Origin of the sequence: Enterobacter pseudoroggenkampii (assembly GCF_026420145.1) — a bacterium.
Classification (GTDB): Bacteria; Pseudomonadota; Gammaproteobacteria; order Enterobacterales; family Enterobacteriaceae; genus Enterobacter; species Enterobacter pseudoroggenkampii.
Window position 1 is genome coordinate 2684785 of the sequence record NZ_JAPMLV010000001.1, and the last position, 25260, is coordinate 2710044.

Consider the following 25260-nt stretch of genomic DNA (forward strand, 5'->3'; position numbering starts at 1 on the left):
CATAGCGGCCCTGCGAAACGGCTAGCGAACAAAGACCTGATTAATGCGTTTGGAAACCAGGAAGTAGGGGATCCAGATCGATGCGCCAACAATGGGGGAAAGCACATTGCGAATATCAGCCATATCCAGCCTAGCGTCGAATACCCAGGCAGGTATGCCCACCAAATAGAGCACATAGACAACGCCCATTAAGTAGTAGGGGATGATGATCTTACGGATACCCGACTTTCTTTTAAAGAAATACCAGCCTGCGGTCACGGTCAGAACCAAATCAATTATCACCACCGCGATACCCACCGCTCCAAACAGGTTAATTCCCCCTGACTGGAAAAAGTGGAACACCGCAGCAAAGTAATTCCATGCTCCAATGGGCGTCATGATGAGGTTAATCACCAGGCCCGCCGCTGGGAGATAAAGCAGACCGTTAATTTTCTTTTCATCTGCGCGCTCACACTGATTGCACAGCCCGGACTCTTTATTTGCCTCTTCTTGCTGACATGATATGCACTGCATAAATTTCCCTTGCCAAAGAAAAGAGACAATTTTACACGAAGTCATAATTTAACATCACGCCAATGCCTGATTTATGAAGAAAAGCTGAATGGAAGACTATGGATTTGTGTATTAATTTTAGATTGGGTCCCCTAAAAAATGAGCCAGCTATGAACACTCTACGTTATTTCGATTTCGGTCAGTCACGTCACCTGCTGCTGCTGATTGGCCGCATCGCGCTTGTCGTGTTGTTTATTATCTTTGGTTATCCAAAACTGACGGGATTTAGCGGCACCGTACAATACATGACCTCGCTGGGGACGCCGATGCCCATGCTGGCGGCCATTATTGCGGTGGTGATGGAAGTGCCTGCCGCTATCCTGATCGTACTGGGCTTTTTCACCCGTCCTCTCGCGGTACTGTTTGTGTTCTACACCCTCGGAACGGCGGTGATTGGGCATCACTACTGGGATATGACCGGTGATGCGGTCGTACCGAATATGATTAACTTCTACAAGAATATCAGTATTGCTGGCGCCTTTATTTTGCTGGCGATTGTTGGTCCCGGCGCGATTTCCCTTGACCGGCGTTAAGCCATAAAAAAAGGCCGCAAGCGCGGCCTTTTTTATTTCTGCAAAGCAGAGGAATTATGCGTATACCGGGAAGCGTGCGCAGATATCCAGAACTTTGCCTTTGACGCGCTCGATAACCGCTTCGTCATTGATGTTGTCCAGAACGTCACACATCCAGCCAGCCAGCTCTTTCACTTCTGCTTCTTTGAAGCCGCGGCGAGTCACGGCCGGAGAACCGATACGGATACCGGAGGTCACGAACGGGCTCTTCGGATCGTTTGGCACGCTGTTTTTGTTCACGGTGATGTTGGCGCGGCCCAGGGCAGCGTCAGCTTCTTTACCGGTCAGGTTCTTATCAACCAGATCCAGCAGGAACAGGTGGTTTTCAGTACCGCCGGATACCACTTTGTAGCCACGGTTCAGGAACACTTCCACCATCGCTTTGGCGTTCTTAGCAACCTGCTGCTGATAAACCTTGAACTCAGGCTCCATCGCTTCTTTCAGCGCGACCGCTTTTGCCGCGATAACGTGCATCAGTGGGCCGCCCTGCGCGCTTGGGAACACCGCGGAGTTCAGTTTTTTGTACAGCTCTTCGTCACCGCCTTTCGCCAGGATCAGGCCACCGCGTGGACCCGCCAGGGTTTTGTGGGTGGTGGTGGTCACAACGTGAGCGTGTGGAACCGGGTTCGGGTAAACGCCTGCGGCGATCAGACCCGCAACGTGCGCCATATCAACGAACAGGTAAGCACCGATGCTGTCTGCGATTTCACGCATTTTTGCCCAGTCAACGATACCGGAGTAAGCGGAGAAGCCACCGATGATCATCTTCGGCTTGTGCTCTTTAGCCTGCTTCGCCATGTCTTCGTAGTCAATTTTACCGGACTCATCGATACCGTAAGGGATGATGTTGTACAGTTTGCCGGAGAAGTTAACCGGGGAGCCGTGAGTCAGGTGGCCGCCCTGCGCCAGGTTCATACCCAGAACGGTATCGCCCGGCTGCAGCAGCGCGGTGTAAACCGCGAAGTTAGCCTGAGAGCCAGAGTGCGGCTGCACGTTCGCGTAGTCAGCGCCAAAGAGTTCTTTCGCACGGTCGATAGCCAGTTGCTCAACGATATCAACGTACTCGCAACCGCCGTAATAGCGTTTGCCAGGGTAACCTTCAGCATATTTGTTGGTCAGCTGAGAACCCTGCGCCTGCATGACGCGCGGGCTGGTGTAGTTTTCGGAGGCGATCAGTTCGATGTGCTCTTCCTGACGTACTTTTTCCTGCTCCATAGCCTGCCACAGTTCGGCATCATAATCGGCAATGTTCATTTCACGCTTTAACATCCGCATCTCCTGACTCAGCTAACAAGTAAATTTTGGCCTGAAAAGGCAGTCCTGTTGGACGACGGGCAACAGTATAACTGATTAGTTCTGTGATAACAGGTCTTGACAAACGATTTTACGCAAACGTTTTCCTACCCGCCACGCAAGGGTTTGAGGAATAAAGCTCTCGCCCTTTCCAGCGGATTTCTTTTCAGGTTTGTGATGCATATTTTTCATCTTGCAAAGAGCCATTTACAACGCAGGGGTATTTTTTATAAGATGCATTTAAAATACATCATTAAAGTGACATCAAAAGGACGCGCTCATGCTCGACGCTCAAACCATCGCTACCGTAAAAGCCACCATTCCCCTGCTGGTGCAAACCGGCCCTAAACTCACCGCTCATTTCTACGATCGCATGTTCACGCACAACCCGGAGCTCAAAGAGATTTTCAACATGAGCAACCAGCGTAACGGCGATCAGCGTGAAGCGCTGTTCAACGCCATCGCGGCCTACGCCAGCAATATTGAAAACCTGGCTGCACTGCTGCCCGCGGTGGAAAAAATCGCGCAGAAGCACACCAGCTTCCAGATCCAACCCGAGCAGTACAACATTGTGGGCGGCCACCTGCTGGCCACGCTGGACGAGATGTTCAGCCCGGGCCAGGAGGTGCTGGACGCGTGGGGTAAAGCCTACGGCGTGCTGGCAAACGTGTTTATCAACCGTGAAGCACAGATCTACAGTGAAAACGCCAGCAAGAACGGTGGCTGGGAAGGCACGCGGGCGTTCCGCATCGTCGAGAAAACCCCGCGCAGCGCATTGATTACCAGCTTTGAGTTTGAGCCGGTGGACGGACAGCCGGTGGCCGATTACCAGCCAGGGCAGTATCTGGGCGTGTGGCTGAAGCCAGAAGGCTTCCCGCATCAGGAGATCCGTCAGTATTCTCTTACCCGCAAGCCAAACGGCCAAGGCTACCGCATTGCGGTGAAGCGTGAGGACGGCGGTCAGGTTTCCAGCTGGCTGCACAACGAAGCGAACGTGGGCGACGTGGTCCATCTGGCCGCGCCGGCGGGCGACTTCTTTATGGCCGTTGAAGCAAACACCCCGGTTACGCTGATCTCTGCGGGCGTCGGCCAAACGCCAATGCTGGCGATGCTCGATACGCTGGCAAAATCACACCACGGTGCGCAGGTAAACTGGTTCCACGCTGCGGAAAACGGCGACGTGCACGCCTTTGCGGATGAGGTGAAAACGCTCGGGGCCTCCCTGCCGCGCTTTACCGCGCACACCTGGTATCGCCTGCCGACGGAGGCAGACCGCGCAGCTGCACGCTTTGACAGCGAAGGTCTGATGAATTTAAGCCAGATGGAAGGGGCGTTTAGCGCGCCGGACATGCAGTTCTACGTCTGTGGGCCGGTGGCGTTTATGCAGTATGCCGCGCAGCAGCTGGTGGGGCTGGGCGTGAACAAAGACAGCATTCATTACGAGTGCTTCGGCCCGCATAAGGTGCTGTAATGCAAAAAGCCCCTCGGTCGAGGGGCTTTTTTTTCGCCGGGTGGCGGCTGCGCCTTACCCGGCCAGGAAAATGTTTAAATCGCCGCGTCGTCTTCTTCGCCGGTACGGATACGGATCACGCGCGCCACGTCAAAGACGAAGATTTTACCGTCGCCAATTTTGCCCGTCTGCGCGGTGCGGATGATGGTATCCACGCAGGTATCGACGATATCGTCGCTGACCACGATTTCAATTTTTACTTTCGGCAGAAAGTCGACCATGTACTCTGCGCCACGGTAAAGCTCGGTGTGGCCCTTCTGACGACCAAAACCTTTCACTTCCGTCACGGTCATCCCGGTGATGCCAACTTCCGCCAGCGCTTCACGCACATCATCCAGTTTGAAAGGTTTAATAATCGCATCAATCTTTTTCATGGTGGGTCCTTAAACTCTTGCCTGTAAGCTGCCTCGTAATCGATTGCTCACAGTACCATACGGCATTACTCTTTAAAATCGTTTGCTTCCAGCTCGTGGCGCGACAGCAGCTTGTAGAACTCGGTGCGGTTGCGTCCGGCCATGCGCGCGGCGTGGGTCACATTGCCTTTGGTGATCTGCAATAGCTTGCGCAGATAGTTGAGCTCAAACTGATTCCGCGCTTCGGCAAACGTCGGCAGCGCCGTGTTTTCCCCTTCCAGCGCCTGCTCCACCAGCGCGTCGCTGATGACCGGTGAAGAGGTCAGCGCCACGCACTGCTCAATCACGTTGACCAGCTGACGCACGTTGCCCGGCCAGCTTGCGGCCATCAGCCGCTTCATCGCATCGGTGGAAAACGCGCGCACGAACGGTTTATGACGATCGGCCGCCTGGCGTAAAAGGTGGTTCGCCAGCAGCGGAATGTCTTCCGCACGTTCGGCCAGCGCCGGGATCTTCAGGTTGACCACGTTCAGACGGTAGTAGAGATCTTCGCGGAACTCGTTGCGGGCCATCACTTTTGGCAGATCGCGGTGGGTAGCGGAGATAATTCGCACGTTAATATCGATATCGCGGTTGCTGCCCAGCGGGCGCACTTTGCGCTCCTGCAACACGCGCAGCAGCTTAACCTGCAGCGGCGCGGGCATATCGCCAATCTCGTCCAGGAACAGCGTGCCGCCTTCCGCGGCCTGGAACAGCCCTTCCCGGCTGCTTACCGCCCCGGTGAATGCCCCGCGGGCGTGACCAAACAGTTCAGATTCAAGCAGCTGTTCCGGAAGCGCGCCGCAGTTAATGGCGATAAAGGCGTTTTTACTTCGCGGGCTGGCGTTATGGATCGCCTGGGCCAGGATCTCTTTCCCGGTGCCGCTCTGGCCGTTGATGAGCACGCTGACGTCGGACTGCGCCACCATCCGGGCCTGTTCAAGCAGACGCAGCATCACGGGGCTGCGGGTGACGATGGACTCCCGCCACGCTTCATCCCCCGCCGGGACGGCGTGTTCCAGCGCGCTGTCGATTGCCTTATACAGCGCGTCTTTATCTACCGGCTTGGTCAGGAAGCTGAATACTCCCTGCTGCGTCGCGGCAACCGCATCCGGGATCGACCCGTGCGCCGTCAGGATAATCACGGGCATACCCGGCTGCTGCTTCTGGATCTCCGCGAACAGCTGCAGGCCATCCATTTCGTCCATCCGCAGGTCGCTTATCACCAGATCGATTTTCTCGCGGCTGAGGATCTTAAGCCCCTCCATCCCGCTTTCCGCGGTCACGACGCTGTAGCCTTCACTCACCAGACGCATGCCCAGCAGCTTTAACAGCCCGGGATCGTCATCCACCAGTAACAGATGGGCAGGTTTACGGCTCGTCATGCTTCACATCCTCTTGTTTCGGCGTATCGCTGTCCGGTGCCGCAGATGAACTCCCCGGCTGATATTTGCGCGACGAGAGCTGCCTTTCGATATCGGTCAGGTTTTCCAGCTTACGCGTTGTGGTATCGAGCTGCGTACGTAAATGTTGCTGCTGCTGACGCAGCGTATCAAGCTCGCTGTCGGTTGACTGTTGCAGCTTGCTGTAGCGGGAGCGCTCTTCAGACAGCTGAAGCTGTAATGTCTGCCCATCGCGCCAGAGCTGGTATACCGGGCGTACCTGCACGGGAAGATTGACCACGAACGTGTCCAGTCGGGTCACGTTGGCGCGCCGTTCGACGGGGGTGATTTTCGCATCAGCCAGCAAAATGCCGCGCTTGAAAGCGTCCTGCCAGGTGTCGTCATCCAGCATCGCCGCCTTCGAGCGAGCGTCTACCGGGGCCAGACGCTGGGCGCAATCTATTCCACGCAGCCAGAACAGCGGGTTGCTTTCAACGTCATGACCTGACAGGTTCCAGATATCGTCACAGCGGGTTGAGAGGAAATCGGCCAGCTGGTTATCAGGCCATTTATCTTCTTGTTTATCGCTAATTGCACTTTGTGGCGCATGGGAAACACACCCTGCCAGAAATAAACAGGGCAGGCTCAGGCGAAGCGTGTTGCGGGAAAACACCGCGCGTACGGCGCGGGAAAAGACGTGTGACATACTCACCAGACATAGATTCATTTTATTGATTTTTCCGGCTCAGGGGCAGTTCAATACGGAAGCAAACATCCGAACGTTCGTCCGTGGCAATGTTTAGCTCACCCTGCATGCGTCGTATGCAGTCCCGGGCGATGCTCAAGCCCAGACCACTGCCTTTCACCGCACCTTTCCGCTGATGACTCCCCTGGAAAAAGGGCTCGAAGATCATGGTTTTTTCGTCATCGGGGATCGGGGTGCCGGTGTTAGCGACGTCTATAAACACCCGGGAACCCTTCGTATAACTTCGGATATAAATGTTACCGGATTCAGTACCATAGTGCACCGCATTGGAATAAAGATTATCCAGCACGCTCATTAAGAGCATGGGTTCAGCGAGACAGGTCGGCGCATTTAGTTCTACACCGGTATGCATCATTTTAGCTCTTGCTGGCAAGCTATGGGCGGATATCACCATATCCACCAGCGGCTCAATCTCAACGTTTTCCAGAACGACCGCCCCGTCAGCCAGCTTGCGGTTGTAATCCAGCAGTTGCTCAATCAGCTTTTGCAGATTGCGGCTGCTGTTATCCAGGATCTCGACAATTTCTTTCTGTTCTGGCGTAAGGGGGCCTGCCACTTCGTCCGCCAGCAGCTCCGTCCCTTCGCGCATGCTGGCCAGCGGCGTTTTAAGCTCATGGGAGATATGGCGCAGGAACTGATGGCGCTGTGATTCAAGCCACGCCAGGCGCTCGGACAGCCAGATAATGCGCTGGCCAACGGATCGCAGCTCGCGCGGACCTTTAAAGGCGACCGTATCTCCGAGCGATTTCCCCTCACCCAGGCGGTTGATCATCCGCTGAATGCCCTTCACCGGGCCGATGATCATGCGGGTAAAGAGCAGAACCAGCCCGAGGCTCACGAGGAACAGCACCAGCGCCTGCCAGCCGAAGAACTGGCCGCGCTCGGCAATCTCCTGCTGGAGCTGCTGGCCGCGAGAGAAAATGACCGTGCGCGTTGACTGCACCATCTCGGTGTTGGCGCTGGCAAAAGCTTCAAGACGCGCGGCGGCGGCGGCATCCGGGCCGCTGTTACTGCACTGTAGCTGCGCAAGATCGTTTAAATCCTGACGTAACGCCTGATAGAGCTTGTCGTCAGGCAATACGCCGGCGTGGGCATCCAGCATTTCGCTGTAGCGCTTGCGCTGACTCTGGTACACCTTTTCCAGCGTCCGATCGTCAAGCACGCAATACTGACGATAGCTACGTTCCATCTCCAGCGCGGCGTTGGTCATCGCTTCACTGCGTCTGGCGTCGATGAGCGTCGTGCGGTTGGTCAAAGCCGCCTGCGCGCTCAGCGCGTTCAGACTTTGCCACGCCTGCCAGGCAAGGATCAGCAGCGGCAGCAGGATCAGCAGGAAGGCCATCATGACAAGCTGTCGCAGGGAGCGGGGAAAAACGGGCCAGCGTTTCAACGCATTACTCTCTTAATGGGGGTTTACGCAGAGCGTAACTGAGTCTGCCCTTCAGATACAACAAAGCCGGGTAAAAACCCGGCTTTGTCATGGAATGAGGCGGTGCCTAACTCGACGTTTCGCCCTGGCCTGATAAAGCATCGCTATGATCAGTAGTTGGACGGCAGGCACCTTTTTGTGCGTCATTCGAAGTTTATGTAGCGCGTCCCGAAGGGGCTGACATAAGAAGGTGAATGAGCCACTGGTTAATATTATGCAACACCCGTGCCAGAACGCAAAACAAAATATTAACACATTGAAATATATGATTTTTACTTGTTAAACCTGTTAATTATCGGTTGAATGATTTCCAGGCTAAGTGTCGCTATTAAGCAACACCTTAATGGGAACCTTTACTGCCATATATAAATCAATAAGTTAAATGTCTCCTTTTGGAGACACTCAAACCAGAGGGTTGTCGCGATTTTGCGACAGAGACAAAAAAGCCCGGTAGCGCTCGCGCTTACCGGGCCTGCAGGTGTTGCCTAAAACTTAACCCAGCTGTTTACGCGCGTTGCGGAAGATACGCATCCACGGGCTGTCCTCGCCCCAGTTTTCAGGGTGCCAGGAGTTGCTCACGGTGCGGAACACACGTTCCGGATGCGGCATCATGATGGTTGCACGACCGCTTTCGCTGGTCACCGCGGTAATACCGTTGGCGGAGCCGTTCGGGTTGGCCGGGTAGGTTTCCGTGACCTTGCCGAAGTTATCGACAAAGCGCAGCGCCACCAGACCTTTGCTCTCCAGCTGAGCCAGATGCGCGGCATCACGCACTTCTACCTGACCTTCGCCGTGGGAGACCGCGATTGGCATCTGTGAACCGACCATTCCCTGCAGCAGCAGAGACGGGCTTTGGGTCACTTCCACCAGGCTGAAGCGCGCTTCGAAGCGGTCAGACTGGTTACGCACAAAGCGCGGCCAGGCTTCGCTGCCCGGGATCAGCTCGCGCAGGTTGGACATCATCTGACAACCGTTACACACGCCCAGCGCCAGGGTCTGCGGACGGTGGAAGAAGGTTTCGAACTCGTCACGCACGCGGCTGTTGAACAGGATGGACTTCGCCCAGCCCTCGCCCGCGCCCAGCACGTCGCCGTAGGAGAAGCCGCCGCACGCCACCAGCGCCTGGAAATCTTCCAGACCGGTACGTCCGGCCAGCAGGTCGCTCATGTGAACGTCGATAGCGTCAAAGCCCGCGCGGTGGAAGGCAGCCGCCATCTCAACGTGGGAGTTAACGCCCTGCTCGCGCAGCACGGCCACTTTCGGACGCGCGCCGGTCGCAATGTACGGCGCGGCAATGTCTTCGTTGATGTCGAAGGAGAGCTTCACGTTCAGGCCAGGATCCTGGTCATTGGCCTTCGCGTTGTGCTCCTGATCGGCACATTCCGGGTTATCACGCAGGCGCTGCATCTGCCAGGTGGTTTCCGCCCACCACATACGCAGCGTGGTGCGGCTTTCGCTGAACACGGCGTGACCGTCTGCTTCAATGACGAAGCGGTCGCCCTGAACGGCTTTACCCAGATAGTGCACGCAGTCTGCCAGACCGTGCTTCGCCAGAATCGCTTCAACCGCGTCGCGATCTGCCGCGCGCACCTGAATCACGGCGCCCAGCTCTTCGTTAAACAGCGCCGCCAGACGGTCTTCGCCCAGCGTTGCAATGTTGGCTTCAACCCCACAGTGGCCGGTGAAGGCCATCTCTGCCAGCGTCACCAGCAGGCCGCCGTCGGAACGGTCATGGTAGGCCAGCAGCTTACGCTGCGCCACCAGCGCCTGGATGGCGTCGTAGAAGCCTTTCAGCTGCGCCACGTCGCGCACGTCGGCTGGCTTGTCGCCGAGCTGACGGTAAACCTGCGCCAGAGCGGTGGCACCCAGCGCGTTGTTGCCTTTACCCAGGTCAATCAGCAGCAGGGCGTTGTCTTCGGTGGAAAGCTGCGGCGTAACGGTATGACGCACGTCTTCCACGCGGGCAAACGCGGTAATCACCAGCGACAGCGGAGAGGTCATCTCGCGCTGCTCGCTGCCTTCCTGCCAGCGGGTTTTCATCGACATGGAGTCTTTACCCACCGGAATGGTCAGGCCGAGAGCAGGACACAGCTCCTCGCCCACCGCCTTCACGGCTTCATACAGGCCTGCATCTTCGCCAGGGTGACCGGCAGCGGCCATCCAGTTTGCGGAGAGTTTGATACGTTTGATGTCGCCAATCTGCGTCGCGGCGATGTTGGTCAGCGCTTCACCGACCGCCAGACGGGCAGAGGCCGCGAAGTCCAGCAGCGCCACCGGGGTGCGTTCGCCCAGCGCCATCGCTTCGCCGTAGTAGCTGTCGAGGCTCGCGGTGGTCACGGCGCAGTTCGCCACCGGGATCTGCCACGGGCCAACCATCTGATCGCGCGATACCATACCGGTCACGGTGCGGTCGCCGATGGTCACCAGGAAGGTTTTCTCAGCGACTGCCGGCAGGTGCAGCACGCGATTAACGGCTTCAGCTACGGTAATGCCCTGGCGATCCAGCGCTTTGCCCGCCGCTTTACGGGTTGTTACGTCGCGGGTCATCTTCGGCGTTTTACCGAGCAGAACGTCGAGCGGCAGATCGATAGGCTGGTTGTCGAAATGGGTGTCGCTCAGAGTCAGGTGCTGCTCTTCGGTCGCTTCACCGATGACGGCATACGGCGCGCGCTCGCGGCGGCACAGCTCGTCAAACAGCGGAAGCTGGTCCGCGGCAACCGCCAGCACGTAGCGCTCCTGGGATTCGTTACACCAGATTTCCAGCGGGCTCATGCCCGGCTCATCGCTCAGGATATCGCGCAGGTTGAAACGACCACCGCGGCCGCCGTCGCTCACCAGCTCCGGCATGGCGTTAGACAGACCGCCCGCGCCCACGTCGTGGATGAAGAGGATCGGGTTAGCGTCGCCCAGCTGCCAGCAGCGGTCGATCACTTCCTGGCAGCGACGCTCCATCTCAGGGTTGTCACGCTGCACGGAGGCGAAATCGAGATCCGCGTCAGACTGGCCGGAGGCCATAGAAGAGGCTGCTCCGCCGCCCAGACCGATGTTCATCGCCGGGCCGCCGAGCACGATCAGCTTCGCGCCGACGACGATCTCGCCTTTCTGCACGTGATCGGCACGGATGTTGCCGATCCCGCCCGCCAGCATGATCGGTTTGTGGTAGCCGCGCAGCTCTTCGCCGTTGTGGCTGTCCACTTTCTCTTCATAGGTACGGAAGTAACCGTTCAGCGCCGGACGACCAAATTCGTTGTTAAACGCCGCGCCGCCCAGCGGGCCTTCGGTCATGATATCCAGCGCGGTCACAATGCGCTCTGGCTTGCCGAAATCCTCTTCCCACGGCTGTTCAAAGCCCGGGATACGCAGGTTGGAGACGGAGAAACCGACCAGACCCGCTTTTGGTTTTGCACCACGACCGGTCGCACCTTCATCACGGATTTCACCGCCGGAGCCGGTCGCCGCACCCGGCCACGGGGAGATCGCGGTCGGGTGGTTGTGGGTTTCCACTTTCATCAGGATATGCGCGGGCTCCTGATGGAAGTCATAGCGCCCTGCTTCGCGATCGGCGAAGAAGCGGCCCACCTCGGATCCTTCCATCACCGCGGCGTTGTCCTTATAGGCAGACAGAACGTGGTCAGGCGTTTGCTCCATGGTGTTTTTGATCATTTTGAACAGCGACTTCGGCTGCTGTTCGCCGTCAATAATCCAGTCGGCGTTGAAAATCTTGTGGCGGCAGTGCTCAGAGTTCGCCTGCGCGAACATGTAGAGTTCGATGTCGTTCGGGTTACGGTTGAGCTTAACGAACGCATCCTGCAGGTAGTCGATTTCGTCTTCTGCCAGCGCCAGGCCGAGACGCAGGTTGGCGTCAATCAGCGCCTGACGGCCCTGCCCCAGCAGGTCTACGCTCTGTACCGGCGCAGGCTGATGGTGAGAGAAAAGCTTCTGCGCGTCATCGAGAGAGGCAAATACGCTCTCCATCATGCGGTCGTGCAGTTCAGCCGCAACCGCCTGCCACTGTGCTTCGCTCAGGGTAGAGGCTTCCACGTAGTACGCCACGCCGCGTTCCAGACGGTTAATCTGGCTCAGGCCACAGTTGTGGGCGATGTCGGTGGCTTTGGAAGACCAGGGGGAGATGGTGCCCGGACGAGGCGTCGCAAGGATCAGTTTGCCGGTTGGCGTATGGCTGCTCAGGCTTGGGCCATACTTGAGCAGGCGTTCCAGCTGTACGCGCTCCTCTGCATTCAGGGGGGCATTCAGGTCAGCAAAATGGACATACTCAGCGTAAATATTGCTTACCGGAAGGTCGGCCGCCTGAAAACGTGCCAGCAGTTTAGTGATACGGAAGGCAGACAGTGCAGGCGAACCACGCAGAATTTCCATCATAAGTCTCTCGTCTTCGAAGCGCCGGGGCGCTTACAGTGTGCGCAAGGGGGGAAAACGGGCGTCATTATAGAGAATCCTGAGCGCCGACGAAACCGTTTGCGTCGAAATAAAATTTGCACAGAGATTTAACAATAGATGTGACCAGTCTCTCTAATTGGTTGCCAAGTGGCGCAAGTTTACGCAAAATGCCGCTCATTCAATGGCAAACCTTATGATTAACATGGCTACAGCAGACTGAGGCAACCGGCGTCGCAGAGAATTAACTAATTGAAAAAATTAAAGATTAATTATCTGCTCATCGGCATTGTAACGTTGCTGCTGGCAGTGGCCCTCTGGCCTTCCATCCCCTGGTTCGGCAAAGCCGAAAACCGTATCGCCGCCATTCAGGAGCGGGGGGAATTGCGCGTCAGTACCCTCAACTCTCCGCTGATTTACAGCGACATCAACGGTAAAATCATTGGTCTGGATTACGAGCTGGCACAACAGTTCGCCGATTATCTTGGCGTGAAGCTTAAAATCACCGTCCGCCAGAATATCAACCAGCTGTTTGACGACCTCGATAACGACGATGCCGATATGCTTGCCGCCGGGCTGGTGTATAACAGCGAGCGCAGCAAGAACTACCAGCCAGGCCCGACCTACTACTCCGTTTCGCAGCAGCTGGTTTACCGCGTCGGGGGCCTGCGCCCGCGTTCGCTGGCCTCGATTGACGATCGGCAGCTGACGATTGCGCCTGGCCACGTGGTGATTGACGATCTGCGTGAGCTCAAGGAGAAGAAATATCCCGACCTGAGCTGGACGGTGGATCCGAAACTCGGCACGACGGAGCTGCTGGAGCAGGTAAAAGACCAGAAAGTGCCCTACACCATCGCCGATTCGGTCGCGATCAGCCTGTTCCAGCGGGTGCATCCTGAAATCGCCGTGGCGCTGGACGTCACCGACGAGCAGCCCGTGACCTGGTTTAGCCAGCTTGATGACGATCAGACCTTCTCTGCCGCGATGCTTGATTTCTTCAACACCATCAATGAAGACGGTACCCTGGCGCGCCTGGAGGAGAAGTACCTCGGTCACGGTGACGACTTTGACTACGTTGACACCCGCAGCTTCCTGCGCGCGGTAGACAGCGTCCTGCCAGATCTGCAGCCGCTGTTCGAAAAATACGCCCAGGAGATTGACTGGAAACTGCTGGCGGCTATTTCGTATCAGGAATCCCACTGGGATACCCAGGCCACGTCTCCGACTGGCGTACGTGGTTTGATGATGTTAACCAAAAATACCGCGCTGAGCCTGGGCGTCAATGACCGTACCGATGCCGAACAGAGCATCAGCGGCGGTGCGCGCTATCTGCAGGATATGATGGCCAAAGTCCCGGAAACGGTGCCGGAAGAGGAGCGGATCTGGTTCGCGCTGGCGGCCTACAATATGGGCTACGCACATATGCTGGATGCGCGGGCGTTGACGGCCAAAACGAAAGGTAACCCGGACAGCTGGTCAGACGTTAAGCAGCGCCTGCCGCTGCTGAGCCAGAAGCCATGGTATAACAAGCTGACTTACGGCTACGCGCGCGGACATGAAGCCTACGCCTACGTGGAAAATATCCGTAAATATCAAATTAGCCTGGTCGGGTATCTGCTGGAGAAAGAGAAAGAGGCAACGGAGGCCAAACAGTTGGCCCAAAGTTACCCGGTCGTGGCGCCGGACGAGCTTAATCGTCCGACAGCTTCAATTCTGCCTTTTGCTGCTTTTTCTGCTGACGGCGCATTCGAAAGAAATCGCTTAATAGCCCCGAACACTCTGGTGCAAGCACCCCGCCGATAGTCTTCACCTGGTGGTTCATCCCCGGGTGACCCAGCACGTCCATCAGCGAACCGGCCGCACCGGTTTTTTCATCCCGCGCACCGAAGACCAGAGTCCCGATCCGGCTGTGTACCATCGCGCCGGAGCACATCACGCACGGCTCCAGCGTCACATACAACGTAGTATCAAGCAGGCGATAATTTTGCAGCACCAGACCGCCCTGGCGAAGCGCCATGATTTCGGCATGTGCAGTAGGATCGTGGCGGCCAATCGGACGGTTCCACCCTTCACCAATCACCTGGTTATTGTGGACCAGCACGGCGCCTACGGGCACTTCGCCCTCGTCCCAGGCACGCTGAGCCAGCGTCAGCGCATGGCGCATCCAGTATTCATGGTCGAGTTCAGGGTTGGACAACGGTTGATACTCCAGTCGAAAAGCGGGCGGCATTATACACGCCCATTATGGATAAGACTATTCGAGTTGCTGGAGTTCACCTGATGGCGTGACGCGCCAGCGATGCTGGCAAAAATAGAGCAGCGGGTTGTCCTGTTTACTGTCGCTGTAGCCGCTGTACAGGCGCAGCGGCGTACCGATGCGTTTCTCCAGCTGGACCACTTTTTCATGCCCCAGGCAGCGCATCGTCAGCACCCAACCGCCGTAACCGCGGGCAATTTGCGTGGCAATAAGATTCACGCGCGGAAGCCAGGGGGTATCAAAATAGACCTGCTCCACCAGCGTCTGCGGGGAGCCGGTAATCAGCCAGATGTCGGCATCGTTCGCGTCGAGGTAGCCGGTCAGGCGCGCCTGCACCACCGGAAAGGCGGCGACGTGGCCGCGGAACCAGTGCGCAAAATCCTTTTCGAGCTGTTTGAGGCGCGCTTCGCTGTGCCCAAAGGTACATCCCCACAGCAGCAGACTCATCGGCCATCGCGCCGCACGGCCTTTCACCAGCAGCGCGATACCGATAACCGGTAAGAGCGGTAGCACGAGCAACGCATTCAGGGGCTGACGCCGCAGCAGGTAACGCATAAACGTACCAAACATATCCTGCTGATGCAGCGTTCCATCCAGGTCGAAAAAGACAACGCGACGCGCGTGATTTGCCAAACCTTACTCCTCTGGATCGTTGAAACCTAACAGCCAGGTAAACAGGAACCCGGCTATCACCGCTACTAAATAGCCTAACAGATAGAGCATCACTTTTCCGGTCACGATGGTTAATGCCAGCGGTAAACCGGAAAGCCCAAAGGTGATCACGGTGGCGACCTTCCAGTAGCTAATAAGCGCCCCGCCTACCGCGCCGCCCAGACAGGCGGCGAGGAACGGTTTACCCAGCGGCAGCGTAACGCCGAAAATCAGCGGCTCGCCAATGCCGAGCAGTCCAACCGGGAGTGCGCCTTTAATCACTTTCTTCAGTCGCGCGTTGCGGGTTTTCATCAGTACGGCAATCGCCGCGCCGACCTGCCCCACGCCCGCCATCGACAGGATAGGCAGCAGCGCGTTATAGCCGTGCGACTGCACCAGCTCGACGTGGATCGGCACCAGCCCCTGGTGCAGGCCCGTCAGCACCAGCGGCAGGAAGGTACCCGACAGCACCGCCCCCACTAACAGGCCGCCGCGATCAATCGCCAGCGACGCGCCGTGGGCGATGGCTTCAGAGATCCCCCCGCCTAACGGCTGGAGGGCCACAATCGCTACGCTACCGGTAATCAGCGTGGTCAGCAGCGGGTTGAGGATAAGCTCAATCGAGCCGGGCAGAACCGCGCGCAGCCTTTTCTCGATCCAGCACATCAGGATGACCACCAGCAGCACGGCGATCACCCCACCGCGGCCCGGCTGGAGCGCCTCACCAAACAGCGTGATCTGCGCCAGCTGCGGGCTGGACAAGATGCCCGCCATCACGCCGCCCATGGCCAGCGATCCGCCAAACACCTTCGCGGTATTGACCCCAACCAGAATGTTCATAATGGCGAACACCGCGCTGCCGAAGATCCCGAGAATCCCCAGCAGGTTCGGATACTGCGTGGCGAAATCCCCCACAATATCCGGCCGCTTGAGAATATTGATGATCCCGGTGATTAGGCCTGAGGCAATAAACGCCGGGATCAGCGGAATGAAGACGTTTGCCAGCTGACGCAGCGCATCGCTCATCGGGGCTTTGTATTTGGCCTTCGCCTGCGCTTTGGTGCGCTCCGCATCGTCAATCGACACGCTCGCGCTAACGCCCATCAGCGCCCGCATGGCATCGACAACCTGCGCCGCTTTCCCCGGCCCGACGATCAGCTGATGCTGCTGGCCCTGTTTCACGTAGCCGCTGACGCCGGACAGTTGCTTCAGGCGCGGCACGTCAAGCTGGTCGTCGTTATGCACCTCGACGCGCACGCGCGTCATGCAGTTTTCGAGACGCTGAATATTTTGTTCCCCACCGATCCCCTGCAGGATATCGCTGGCGAGCGCTGCTGTTTTGTCCATACACGCCTCTGTTAGTTTTCTAATGCCGCCCGTAAGAAGCCGTTATGCGCATCGAGTTTGGCTCTGGCGCTTGCCGCATCCAGCCCGCTTAAGATCATCAGAATGGCAGGCTTAACATCGTGATCGGTCTGCTTGAGTACCGCTTCTGCCTCTTCACGTCCTGCGCCCGTCGCCTCCATCACCATGCGGCAGGCTCTGTCCACCAGCTTGACGTTGGTGGCCTGCATATCCACCATCAGGTTCTGATACACCTTCCCAAACTTCACCATCGCGCCGGTGGAGATCATATTGAGCACCAGCTTTTGCGCGGTCCCGGATTTCAGGCGCGTGGAGCCGGTGAGCGCTTCCGGCCCAACCACCGGAGAGATAGCGATAGCGGCCACCTGTGCAATCGGTGAGCCTGGGTTACAGGAGATGGCGACCGTCGTGCAGCCGGTCTGGTTAGCGTATTCCAGCCCGCCAATCACGTACGGCGTGCGCCCGGATGCCGCCAGCCCGACCACCAGATCCTTTGCCGTCAGATTCAGCGCCTTCAGGTCATCCTCGCCCAGCTGTTTGTTATCTTCCGCCCCTTCAACGGCTTTCAGCAGCGCACCGGGTCCACCGGCAATCAGCCCAACCACCAGACCATGCGGCACCCCAAAGGTTGGCGGGCATTCTGACGCGTCCAGGACCCCAAGACGCCCGCTGGTGCCCGCGCCCATGTAAATAATGCGTCCACCGGCCTTGAGGGATTTCGCCGCCGCATCGACCGCTTTCGCCACCTCGGGTAATGTCTCTTTCACAGCCTGCGCGACCAGCGTATCCTGTTGATTAAAGCGGTGAACCAGCTCCAGGGTGGAGAGCGCATCCAGATCCATGGTTTGCGGGTTACGCGTTTCAGAAACAAGTGAGCCAAGATTCATTTTTGTACCTCAAGAATTTTTAATTCATAATAATCACACTATAATGGAATATAAAATTCATTCAGGCGAGCAAAATCCGTATTTGCGCAGATAATCACATTTTCGCCAGGAGACCGTATGAACTGTTTAATTCGCATTCGCCAGCGCTACGCAGGCTTTGCCCAAAGCGACAAGAAGCTGGCGGATTTTCTGCTTTCTCAACCCGATCGCGCGCGCCATCTCAGCTCGCAGCAGCTGGCGAGTGAGGCCGGCGTGAGCCAGTCCAGCGTAGTGAAATTTGCGCAGAAGATTGGCTTTAAAGGGTTCCCCGCCCTCAAGCTGGCGATCAGTGAAGCGCTGGTCAGTAACCCCAATCCGCAGTCCATGCCGGTGCATAATCAGATCCGCGGAGACGATCCGATGCGGCTGGTCGGCGAAAAGCTGATCAAAGAGAACGTGGCGGCCATGCATGCGACGCTGGATGTGAATACGGAAGAGAAGCTGCTGGAGAGCGTTGCGATGCTGCGCGGCGCGCGGCGGATCATTCTGACCGGCATCGGCGCGTCCGGGCTTGTGGCGCGTAACTTTGGCTGGAAGCTGACAAAAATTGGGCTTAACGCCATCGTCGAGCAGGATATGCATGCCCTGCTGGCGACCGTACAGGCGATGGATCCTGACGATCTGCTGCTGGCGATCTCCTATTCCGGCGAGCGCCGCGAGATCAACATGGCCACCGATGAAGCGCTGCGCGTCGGCGGTAAAATTCTGGCGATCACCGGTTTTACGCCGAATGCCCTGCAGCAGCGGGCCACGCGCTGTTTATATACCATTGCCGAGGAGCAGGCCACGCGCAGCGCGGCTATCTCGTCCACCAGCGCACAAATGATGCTGACGGACCTGCTGTTTATGGCGCTGGTGCAGCAGGATCTGGAGCGTGCGCCAGAACGTATTCGCCACAGCGAAGAACTGGTAAAGAAACTGGTTTGACGCGTATAATGCCCGCCCAGTTTGTGTTGTTTCTGAGAATTTCCTGATGGCGCTGTTAATTACCAAAAAATGCATTAATTGCGATATGTGCGAGCCCGAATGCCCAAACCAGGCGATTTCGATGGGCGACAGCATTTATGAGATTAACAGCGACCGCTGCACGGAATGCATCGGCCACTATGAAACGCCGACCTGTCAAAAAGTGTGCCCGATCCCGAATACCATCCTGAAGGATCCGGCACACGTCGAGAGCGAAGAACAGCTGTGGGATAAATTTGTCCTGATGCACCACGCGGACAAGCTTTAACTTTCGATGATCACCGTTGCGCTGGCATAGTGGCGTTCATCGGCGATCGTCACGTGCACGTGATTCACCCCCAGCTTTTCTGCCAGCTTTTGCGCCTCACCCCATAAGCGCAGGCTTGGTTTACCCAGCTCATCGTTAAACACTTCAAACTGGTTGAACGCCAGACCGTTACGAATGCCGGTCCCGAAGGCTTTGGCGGCCGCCTCTTTTACCGCAAAGCGCTTTGCCAGAAAGCGCACCGGCTGCTGATGCGCTTCCCAGATGGCCCATTCGTTATCGCTCAGCACGCGTCTCGCCAGGCGATCGCCGCTACGGGCGATCACCGCTTCTATGCGGGCTATTTCAACGATATCGGTGCCTAAGCCCAGAATGGCCATTACTGACGCGCTTCCTGCATCAGGCGTTTCATTTCTGAAACCGCCTCTTTCAGGCCGCTCATCACCGCGCGGCCAATGATGGCGTGGCCGATGTTCAGCTCGTGCATTTCAGGCAGGGCGGCAATGGCCTTCACGTTGTGGTAGGTCAGACCGTGACCGGCGTTAACCTTCAGACCCAGGCTTGAGGCATACGTAGCCGCTTTAGCAATACGCTCCAGCTCTTTGGCCTGCTCTTCATCGTTTTTGGCATCGGCATAGCAGCCGGTGTGAATTTCGATATACGGCGCGCCCACGTCGGCTGCCGCTTTAATCTGGGTGAAATCGGCGTCAATAAACAGCGAAACCAGGATACCGGCATCCGCCAGGCGCTTGCAGGCATCGCGCATTTTGTCGAGCTGACCGGCCACATCCAGACCGCCTTCGGTCGTGACTTCCTGGCGTTTTTCCGGCACCAGGCAGCAGAAGTGCGGCTGGGTCTCACAGGCAATCGCCAGCATCTCTTCGGTGACCGCCATCTCCAGATTCATACGGGTATCCAGCGTCTTGCGCAGAATGCGCACGTCGCGGTCGGTGATGTGGCGACGGTCTTCACGCAGGTGAACGGTAATGCCGTCGGCGCCAGCCTGTTCAGCGATAAACGCCGCCTGAACCGGATCGGGATACGCCGTACCGCGCGCATTACGCAGCGTGGCGATGTGATCGATGTTGACGCCTAACAGTAATTCAGCCATGACAATCCTCGGTTTTCTTTTCGATTCTGTGGTCTAACGTTTCGGCACAAACTGCCTGAATAATTCGCGGCTCTTTAAGGGCTTGCCGCCAAGATACGGCTTGAGGGCAATCCGGGTAAAGCGTTTTGCTGCGCGCAGGGTATCCTGATCGGGAAACTCGCGCTCATACAGCGCCCGGAGCTGGCGCCCGGTAAAGGTGCTGTTGTCGATCACGATGCTGGCAATAAAGCCCTTTTCTTCGCGGTAGCGGTAGGTCATGGTGTCTTCAACTTCGTCACCGCTGCCCGCACAGTGCAGAAAATCGACCCCGTACCCAAGATGGCCCAGCAGCGCCAGTTCAAAACGCCGCAGCGCAGGCTCGGGCGTACCGGTTGCGCCAGCCAGCGCCTGGATACAGTGCAGATAATCAAAGAAAAGTTCAGAGAAGCGCGTCTCATGTTCAAGAACGCGTGAGATGAGTTCATTGACATACAGGCCGCTGTAGAGCGTGATGCCTGAGAGAGGAAGCGCCAGGGAGACGGCTTCGGCGCTGCGCAGGGTTTTAACTTCCCCTCGCCCACCAAAACGTACCAGCAGCGGCGTGAAAGGCTGTAGGGCGCCTTTCAGATTAGAACGTTTGGAACGTGCGCCTTTCGCAACAAGGCGCACGCGGCCCGACTCTTCCGTGAAGACGTCCAGCATCAGGCTGGTTTCGCTCCAGGGACGACTATGCAGGACGAAAGCACGCTGCCATCCATCCATATGCTCGTCGTCTTGAGTTACTGGTCTTCGCCGTAACCGAGGCTGCGCAGAGCACGCTCATCATCGGCCCAGCCAGATTTCACTTTCACCCAGAGTTCGAGGTGAACCGGCGCTTCGAACATCTCCTGCATGTCCTTACGGGCTTCAATGCCGATGGTTTTGATCTTGGCGCCTTTGTTGCCGATCACCATCTTCTTCTGCCCTTCGCGCTCAACGAGGATCAGGCCGTTGATGTCGTAGCCGCCACGCTCGTTGCTCTGGAAACGCTCGATCTCCACCGTCACAGAGTACGGCAGTTCAGCACCCAGGAAACGCATCAGCTTTTCACGGATGATTTCTGACGCCATAAAACGCTGAGAACGATCGGTGATGTACTCTTCCGGGAAGTGATGAATCGCTTCCGGCAGATGCTTACGCACGATGTCCGCGATGGTGTCCACGTTCAGCCCCGTCTCCGCAGACAGCGGGACGATATCAAGGAAGTTCATCTGGCTACCGAGCCACTGCAGATGCGGCAGCAAATCGGCCTTTTCCTGCACGTTGTCAACTTTGTTGACGGCGAGGATGACCGGCGTTTTGCCGTCGCGCAGCTTGTTCAGCACCATCTCGTCGTCCGGCGTCCAGCGGGTGCCTTCCACAACGAAAATCACCAGCTCTACGTCGCCAATCGAGCTGCTCGCCGCCTTGTTCATCAGGCGGTTGATGGCACGCTTCTCTTCCATGTGCAGGCCCGGGGTATCGACGTAGATCGCCTGATACGCGCCTTCAGTATGGATACCGACGATGCGGTGACGCGTGGTCTGCGCCTTACGCGAGGTGATAGAAATCTTCTGCCCAAGCAGATTATTCAGCAGAGTAGATTTGCCAACGTTCGGACGTCCGACGATGGCAATAAATCCGCAATAGGTCTTTTCTTCGCTCATTCCAGCTCCAGCATTTTTAACGCCTGTTCGGCGGCAGCCTGTTCAGCCTTACGACGGCTTGAACCTGTGCCCACCACCGGTTCACTCAGGCCACTGACCTGGCAATGGATGGTAAATTCCTGATCGTGCGCTTCGCCACGAACCTGCACCACCAGATAAGATGGCAGCGGCAGATGACGACCCTGCAAATATTCCTGCAGACGCGTTTTCGGATCTTTTTGTTTATCGCCCGGGCTGATTTCGTCCAGACGGGTCTGATACCAGTTCAGGATCAGCTTTTCTACGGTCTGGATATCGCTGTCCAGGAACACACCACCAATTAATGCTTCGACCGTATCGGCAAGAATAGATTCACGACGGAAGCCGCCGCTTTTCAGTTCACCCGGTCCAAGACGCAGACATTCGCCCAGTTCAAATTCGCGCGCGATTTCCGCAAGGGTATTACCCCGAACCAGCGTGGCACGCATGCGGCTCATATCACCTTCATCCACGCGCGGGAAACGATGATAAAGCGCATTCGCAATCACGAAACTTAAAATAGAGTCGCCTAAAAACTCGAGACGCTCATTATGTTTGCTGCTGGCACTGCGGTGGGTTAATGCCTGTTGCAACAACTCCTGATGATGAAAAGTGTAGCCCAGCTTCCGTTGAAGCCGATTAATTACGATGGGGTTCATGCGATACCAATAAATGAATGCGTCAAAAATGCAGCACACGAAACCGACCTGAGAAAACCAACGCGGTTTCGTGTGCCGTGGCACCCTTGCAGGGCCAACCTTAAACTTCGGGGGAATATTCTATACACAACGACAGGGGATGTCGTTAGTTCGAAGAGATTTATCGGTGAAATAATTCGTGTAGCCGCTTTAATTAGCGGCTACACGTTCATTTAGTGAGAATTAATGGATTCCGCCGATACGACTCAGGCGAACACCGGTCGGCCATTCGCCTTCCTGTTTCTCAAAACTCATCCAGATGGCGGTGGCTTTACCGACCAGATTCGCTTCCGGCACAAAGCCCCAGTAACGGCTGTCCGCAGAGTTATCGCGGTTGTCACCCATCATGAAGTAATGTCCTGGCGGTACAATCCAGCTCGCCAGCTGCTGGCCCGGCTGACGATAGTACATACCCAGCTGATCCTGCGCGATTGGCACGGTGAGGATCCGGTGCGTCACATCGCCCAGCGTCTCTTTGCGCTCAACCAGACGGATGCCGTCCTCTTTGGTTTCACCTTTCGGTACCTGGAAGAATCCGCTGGTCGCTTCGCCGCCGTTACGACGGGCGAAAGTCTGCACAAAATCACTTGGCTCAACGTTTGAGTAGGTGATTGGCAGCGCGTTTTCACATGCGGTACCGGAGCTGCAGCCCGGCTGAACGGTGACTTCTTTCGCAACCGGATCGTAAGTCACTTTATCACCCGGCAGACCTACCGCGCGCTTGATGTAGTCCAGGCGCGGATCTTCCGGATATTTGAACACCACAATGTCGCCACGTTTCGGATGACCGGTTTCGATCAGCGTTTTCTGGTAGATCGGGTCTTTAATGCCGTAGGCAAACTTCTCTACCAGAATAAAATCACCAATCAGCAGCGTTGGCATCATTGAACCTGATGGGATCTGGAACGGCTCGTAAATAAACGAACGTACCACCAGCACAATCGCCAGCACCGGAAATACCGAGGCGCCCGTTTCCAGCCAGCCCGGTTTCGGGCCGACTTTCTTCAGGGTTTTTGCGTCAATCCCATCGCCAGTGGCTGCCTGTGCGGCAGCCTGACGTTCGCGACGTTTTGGAGCGAAGATAAACTTATCCAGACACCACAGCAGACCTGTCACCAGGGTAGCAATGACCAGGATCAGGGCAAACATGTTCGCCATGCCAACTCCTTAGGGTTATTTGCCGTCTTTACCAACATGAAGGATGGCAAGGAATGCTTCCTGCGGCAGCTCGACGTTACCGACCTGCTTCATACGCTTCTTACCTTCTTTCTGCTTCTGCAGCAGCTTTTTCTTACGGCTGACGTCACCGCCATAGCACTTCGCCAGAACGTTTTTACGCAGCTGTTTCACGGTGGAACGTGCGATAATATGGTTGCCAATGGCCGCCTGAATCGCGATATCGAACTGCTGACGCGGGATCAGATCTTTCATCTTCTCAACCAGCTCGCGGCCACGGTACGGCGCATTGTCGTTGTGGGTGATCAGCGCCAGCGCATCCACACGCTCGCCGTTGATCAGCACGTCCACACGCACCATGTTGGAGGCCTGGAAGCGTTTGAAGTTGTAATCCAGCGACGCATAGCCACGGGAGGTGGACTTCAGACGGTCGAAGAAGTCGAGTACCACTTCCGCCATCGGGATTTCGTAGGTCAATGCGACCTGGTTACCGTGGTAAACCATGTTGGTCTGCACGCCACGCTTCTCAATACACAGCGTAATAACGTTACCCAGGAATTCCTGCGGCAGCAGCATGTGACACTCTGCAATAGGCTCACGCAGTTCCTGAATGTTGTTCAGCGGCGGCAGCTTGGACGGGCTATCGACGTAGATCACTTCTTTCGAGGTGGTTTCAACTTCATAGACTACGGTCGGTGCCGTGGTGATCAGGTCCAGATCGTATTCACGCTCCAGACGCTCCTGAATGATCTCCATGTGCAGCAGACCGAGGAAGCCACAGCGGAAGCCGAAGCCCAGCGCCGTTGAGCTTTCTGGCTCGTAGAACAGGGACGCATCGTTCAGGCTCAGTTTACCGAGCGCATCACGGAAGTTTTCGTAGTCGTCAGAGCTAACCGGGAACAGACCCGCGTAAACCTGCGGTTTTACCTTTTTAAAGCCTGGCAGCGCTTTATCTGCCGGGTTACGCGCACCGGTCAGGGTATCGCCCACCGGCGCGCCGAGGATGTCTTTGATGGCGCATACCAGCCAGCCTACCTCGCCGCATGTCAGCTCGGTACGGTCAACCTGTTTTGGCGTGAAGATGCCCAGACGGTCGGCGTTGTAGACCTGTCCGGTACTCATAACCTTGATTTTGTCGCCTTTGCGCATGGTGCCGTTTTTAATACGCACCAGGGAGACAACGCCCAGATAGTTATCGAACCAGGAGTCGATAATCAGCGCCTGCAGCGGCGCATCCGGATCGCCTTCCGGGGCCGGAATGTCACGCACCAGGCGTTCCAGCACGTCGGTCACGCCCACACCGGTTTTCGCGGAGCAGCGCACGGCATCGGTCGCGTCAATGCCGACAATATCTTCAATCTCTTCCGCAACGCGCTCAGGATCGGCGGCTGGCAGGTCGATCTTGTTCAGAACCGGCACAACTTCGAGATCCATTTCCATCGCGGTGTAGCAGTTTGCCAGGGTCTGGGCTTCTACGCCCTGCCCGGCATCCACCACCAGCAGCGCGCCTTCACAGGCCGCGAGCGAACGTGAAACCTCATAGGAGAAGTCAACGTGGCCTGGGGTGTCGATAAAGTTCAGTTGATAGGTTTCACCATCAGCCGCTTTATAATCAAGCGTAACGCTCTGCGCTTTGATAGTGATACCGCGTTCGCGTTCCAGGTCCATGGAGTCCAGAACCTGGGCTTCCATTTCACGATCAGACAGGCCACCGCAAATCTGGATAATACGGTCAGACAGCGTCGACTTACCGTGGTCAATGTGAGCAATGATCGAAAAGTTACGTATGTTCTTCATATAGTTAAATAATTATGCCTTACGAATTCCTGGAGGCCGCTGTTCTTAGCCTGACGTTTTTCAGTGCGAAAACGC

General features: G+C 56.7%; 23 protein-coding genes. 5 read left to right on the forward strand and 18 right to left on the reverse strand.

Going from position 1 to position 25260, the window contains the following annotated elements; genetic code table 11:
• Positions 1-21: 21 nt before the first annotated feature.
• The gene (locus OTG14_RS13045) at positions 22-513 is read right to left on the reverse strand and encodes a DUF2569 domain-containing protein (RefSeq protein WP_157189596.1); all 492 of its coding nucleotides are present in this window, start codon (positions 511-513) and stop codon (positions 22-24) included.
• A 149-nt stretch (positions 514-662) separates the two neighbouring features.
• On the opposite strand from OTG14_RS13045, the gene OTG14_RS13050 reads away from it, so the two are divergent.
• Positions 663-1085 carry a DoxX family protein gene (locus OTG14_RS13050; protein WP_248165398.1) on the forward strand — a complete coding sequence of 141 codons (423 nt, stop codon included), beginning with the start codon at positions 663-665 and terminating at the stop codon, positions 1083-1085.
• A gap of 54 nt (positions 1086-1139) precedes the next feature.
• Here OTG14_RS13050 and glyA read toward each other — a convergent pair whose 3' ends face one another.
• Positions 1140-2393, reverse strand: a complete 1254-nt coding sequence (glyA, locus tag OTG14_RS13055; RefSeq protein WP_008502165.1) for a serine hydroxymethyltransferase — start codon at positions 2391-2393, stop codon at positions 1140-1142.
• A 304-nt stretch (positions 2394-2697) separates the two neighbouring features.
• Between glyA and hmpA the strand changes: the two genes are divergently transcribed.
• Entirely contained in the window at positions 2698-3888 is a 1191-nt protein-coding gene (hmpA, locus tag OTG14_RS13060; RefSeq protein WP_148768702.1) for an NO-inducible flavohemoprotein, read from the forward strand.
• 74 nt (positions 3889-3962) lie between these two features.
• On the opposite strand, the gene glnB is transcribed toward hmpA, so the two are convergent.
• The 5 genes from glnB to purL all read right to left on the reverse strand — a co-directional run bounded on the left by glnB (position 3963) and on the right by purL (position 12276).
• The gene (gene glnB / locus OTG14_RS13065; protein WP_003860685.1) at positions 3963-4301 is read right to left on the reverse strand and encodes a nitrogen regulatory protein P-II; all 339 of its coding nucleotides are present in this window, start codon (positions 4299-4301) and stop codon (positions 3963-3965) included.
• Between the two features lie 65 nt (positions 4302-4366).
• Positions 4367-5704 carry a two-component system response regulator GlrR gene (gene glrR / locus OTG14_RS13070; RefSeq protein ID WP_267215171.1) on the reverse strand — a complete coding sequence of 446 codons (1338 nt, stop codon included), beginning with the start codon at positions 5702-5704 and terminating at the stop codon, positions 4367-4369.
• Positions 5691-6428, reverse strand: coding sequence for a two-component system QseEF-associated lipoprotein QseG (qseG, locus tag OTG14_RS13075; protein ID WP_024908631.1), 738 nt, complete (start codon positions 6426-6428; stop codon positions 5691-5693). Before qseG ends, glrR begins: the two co-directional genes overlap by 14 nt.
• Position 6429: 1 nt before the next feature.
• Entirely contained in the window at positions 6430-7857 is a 1428-nt protein-coding gene (gene qseE, locus OTG14_RS13080; protein ID WP_024908630.1) for a two component system sensor histidine kinase QseE/GlrK, read from the reverse strand.
• 531 nt (positions 7858-8388) lie between these two features.
• The gene (gene purL, locus OTG14_RS13085) at positions 8389-12276 is read right to left on the reverse strand and encodes a phosphoribosylformylglycinamidine synthase (RefSeq protein ID WP_048991357.1); all 3888 of its coding nucleotides are present in this window, start codon (positions 12274-12276) and stop codon (positions 8389-8391) included.
• A 267-nt stretch (positions 12277-12543) separates the two neighbouring features.
• Here purL and mltF point away from each other — a divergent pair, with 267 nt between their 5' ends.
• Positions 12544-14094, forward strand: a complete 1551-nt coding sequence (mltF, locus tag OTG14_RS13090; RefSeq protein WP_032648672.1) for a membrane-bound lytic murein transglycosylase MltF — start codon at positions 12544-12546, stop codon at positions 14092-14094.
• Here the strand turns inward: mltF and tadA are convergent.
• Genes tadA through murQ form a run of 4 tightly spaced genes read right to left on the reverse strand, consistent with a single transcriptional unit; the run spans position 13982 to position 17451 of the window.
• The gene (gene tadA, locus OTG14_RS13095; protein ID WP_032645359.1) at positions 13982-14521 is read right to left on the reverse strand and encodes a tRNA adenosine(34) deaminase TadA; all 540 of its coding nucleotides are present in this window, start codon (positions 14519-14521) and stop codon (positions 13982-13984) included. The two genes, mltF and tadA, sit on opposite strands and share 113 nt — an antisense overlap.
• Before the next feature lie 24 nt (positions 14522-14545).
• The gene (yfhb, locus tag OTG14_RS13100) at positions 14546-15181 is read right to left on the reverse strand and encodes a phosphatidylglycerophosphatase C (RefSeq protein WP_090420230.1); all 636 of its coding nucleotides are present in this window, start codon (positions 15179-15181) and stop codon (positions 14546-14548) included.
• A 3-nt stretch (positions 15182-15184) separates the two neighbouring features.
• Positions 15185-16546 (reverse strand): PTS transporter subunit EIIC, encoded by a 1362-nt coding sequence (locus OTG14_RS13105; protein ID WP_267215172.1) that lies wholly within the window; start codon positions 16544-16546, stop codon positions 15185-15187.
• Between the two features lie 11 nt (positions 16547-16557).
• Entirely contained in the window at positions 16558-17451 is an 894-nt protein-coding gene (gene murQ, locus OTG14_RS13110) for an N-acetylmuramic acid 6-phosphate etherase (protein WP_061714622.1), read from the reverse strand.
• A gap of 117 nt (positions 17452-17568) precedes the next feature.
• Here murQ and OTG14_RS13115 point away from each other — a divergent pair, with 117 nt between their 5' ends.
• Positions 17569-18417 carry a MurR/RpiR family transcriptional regulator gene (locus tag OTG14_RS13115; protein ID WP_023333056.1) on the forward strand — a complete coding sequence of 283 codons (849 nt, stop codon included), beginning with the start codon at positions 17569-17571 and terminating at the stop codon, positions 18415-18417.
• A gap of 46 nt (positions 18418-18463) precedes the next feature.
• The gene (locus OTG14_RS13120) at positions 18464-18724 is read left to right on the forward strand and encodes a YfhL family 4Fe-4S dicluster ferredoxin (protein ID WP_008502177.1); all 261 of its coding nucleotides are present in this window, start codon (positions 18464-18466) and stop codon (positions 18722-18724) included.
• Here OTG14_RS13120 and acpS read toward each other — a convergent pair.
• The 7 genes from acpS to lepA all read right to left on the reverse strand — a co-directional run bounded on the left by acpS (position 18721) and on the right by lepA (position 25185).
• On the reverse strand, positions 18721-19101 hold the full coding sequence (gene acpS / locus OTG14_RS13125; RefSeq protein ID WP_008502178.1) for a holo-ACP synthase: 381 nt from the start codon (positions 19099-19101) through the stop codon (positions 18721-18723). The two genes, OTG14_RS13120 and acpS, sit on opposite strands and share 4 nt — an antisense overlap.
• The gene (gene pdxJ, locus OTG14_RS13130) at positions 19101-19832 is read right to left on the reverse strand and encodes a pyridoxine 5'-phosphate synthase (protein ID WP_267215173.1); all 732 of its coding nucleotides are present in this window, start codon (positions 19830-19832) and stop codon (positions 19101-19103) included. The genes acpS and pdxJ overlap by 1 nt, the downstream gene beginning before the upstream one ends.
• A gap of 33 nt (positions 19833-19865) precedes the next feature.
• A complete protein-coding gene (recO, locus tag OTG14_RS13135) occupies positions 19866-20573 on the reverse strand; it encodes a DNA repair protein RecO (RefSeq protein ID WP_023333058.1) in 708 nt (235 codons plus the stop codon).
• Between the two features lie 17 nt (positions 20574-20590).
• Positions 20591-21496 carry a GTPase Era gene (era, locus tag OTG14_RS13140; RefSeq protein WP_267215174.1) on the reverse strand — a complete coding sequence of 302 codons (906 nt, stop codon included), beginning with the start codon at positions 21494-21496 and terminating at the stop codon, positions 20591-20593.
• On the reverse strand, positions 21493-22173 hold the full coding sequence (gene rnc / locus OTG14_RS13145) for a ribonuclease III (RefSeq protein WP_003860711.1): 681 nt from the start codon (positions 22171-22173) through the stop codon (positions 21493-21495). The genes era and rnc overlap by 4 nt, the downstream gene beginning before the upstream one ends.
• 222 nt (positions 22174-22395) lie before the next feature.
• Positions 22396-23370: a signal peptidase I gene (lepB, locus tag OTG14_RS13150; RefSeq protein ID WP_024908620.1), complete on the reverse strand. Its 975-nt coding sequence runs from the start codon at positions 23368-23370 to the stop codon at positions 22396-22398.
• Positions 23371-23385: 15 nt separating this feature from the next.
• Positions 23386-25185 (reverse strand): translation elongation factor 4, encoded by a 1800-nt coding sequence (lepA, locus tag OTG14_RS13155; RefSeq protein WP_024908619.1) that lies wholly within the window; start codon positions 25183-25185, stop codon positions 23386-23388.
• Between the last annotated feature and the right edge of the window lie 75 nt (positions 25186-25260).

Excerpts from the sequence above, each read along its gene's own strand:
- acpS (WP_008502178.1), bottom strand. The coding sequence starts at position 19,101 with ATGGCCATTCTGGGCTTAGGCACCGATATCGTTGAAATAGCCCGCATA.
- rnc (WP_003860711.1), bottom strand. The coding sequence starts at position 22,173 with ATGAACCCCATCGTAATTAATCGGCTTCAACGGAAGCTGGGCTACACT.
- glrR (WP_267215171.1), bottom strand. The coding sequence starts at position 5,704 with ATGACGAGCCGTAAACCTGCCCATCTGTTACTGGTGGATGACGATCCC.
- purL (WP_048991357.1), bottom strand. The coding sequence starts at position 12,276 with ATGATGGAAATTCTGCGTGGTTCGCCTGCACTGTCTGCCTTCCGTATC.
- lepA (WP_024908619.1), bottom strand. The coding sequence starts at position 25,185 with ATGAAGAACATACGTAACTTTTCGATCATTGCTCACATTGACCACGGT.
- murQ (WP_061714622.1), bottom strand. The coding sequence starts at position 17,451 with ATGAATCTTGGCTCACTTGTTTCTGAAACGCGTAACCCGCAAACCATG.
- era (WP_267215174.1), bottom strand. The coding sequence starts at position 21,496 with ATGAGCGAAGAAAAGACCTATTGCGGATTTATTGCCATCGTCGGACGT.
- lepB (WP_024908620.1), bottom strand. The coding sequence starts at position 23,370 with ATGGCGAACATGTTTGCCCTGATCCTGGTCATTGCTACCCTGGTGACA.
- OTG14_RS13105 (WP_267215172.1), bottom strand. The coding sequence starts at position 16,546 with ATGGACAAAACAGCAGCGCTCGCCAGCGATATCCTGCAGGGGATCGGT.
- OTG14_RS13050 (WP_248165398.1), top strand. The coding sequence starts at position 663 with ATGAACACTCTACGTTATTTCGATTTCGGTCAGTCACGTCACCTGCTG.
- OTG14_RS13045 (WP_157189596.1), bottom strand. The coding sequence starts at position 513 with ATGCAGTGCATATCATGTCAGCAAGAAGAGGCAAATAAAGAGTCCGGG.
- recO (WP_023333058.1), bottom strand. The coding sequence starts at position 20,573 with ATGGATGGATGGCAGCGTGCTTTCGTCCTGCATAGTCGTCCCTGGAGC.
- hmpA (WP_148768702.1), top strand. The coding sequence starts at position 2,698 with ATGCTCGACGCTCAAACCATCGCTACCGTAAAAGCCACCATTCCCCTG.
- glnB (WP_003860685.1), bottom strand. The coding sequence starts at position 4,301 with ATGAAAAAGATTGATGCGATTATTAAACCTTTCAAACTGGATGATGTG.
- qseG (WP_024908631.1), bottom strand. The coding sequence starts at position 6,428 with ATGAATCTATGTCTGGTGAGTATGTCACACGTCTTTTCCCGCGCCGTA.
- tadA (WP_032645359.1), bottom strand. The coding sequence starts at position 14,521 with ATGCCGCCCGCTTTTCGACTGGAGTATCAACCGTTGTCCAACCCTGAA.
- OTG14_RS13115 (WP_023333056.1), top strand. The coding sequence starts at position 17,569 with ATGAACTGTTTAATTCGCATTCGCCAGCGCTACGCAGGCTTTGCCCAA.
- glyA (WP_008502165.1), bottom strand. The coding sequence starts at position 2,393 with ATGTTAAAGCGTGAAATGAACATTGCCGATTATGATGCCGAACTGTGG.
- pdxJ (WP_267215173.1), bottom strand. The coding sequence starts at position 19,832 with ATGGCTGAATTACTGTTAGGCGTCAACATCGATCACATCGCCACGCTG.
- OTG14_RS13120 (WP_008502177.1), top strand. The coding sequence starts at position 18,464 with ATGGCGCTGTTAATTACCAAAAAATGCATTAATTGCGATATGTGCGAG.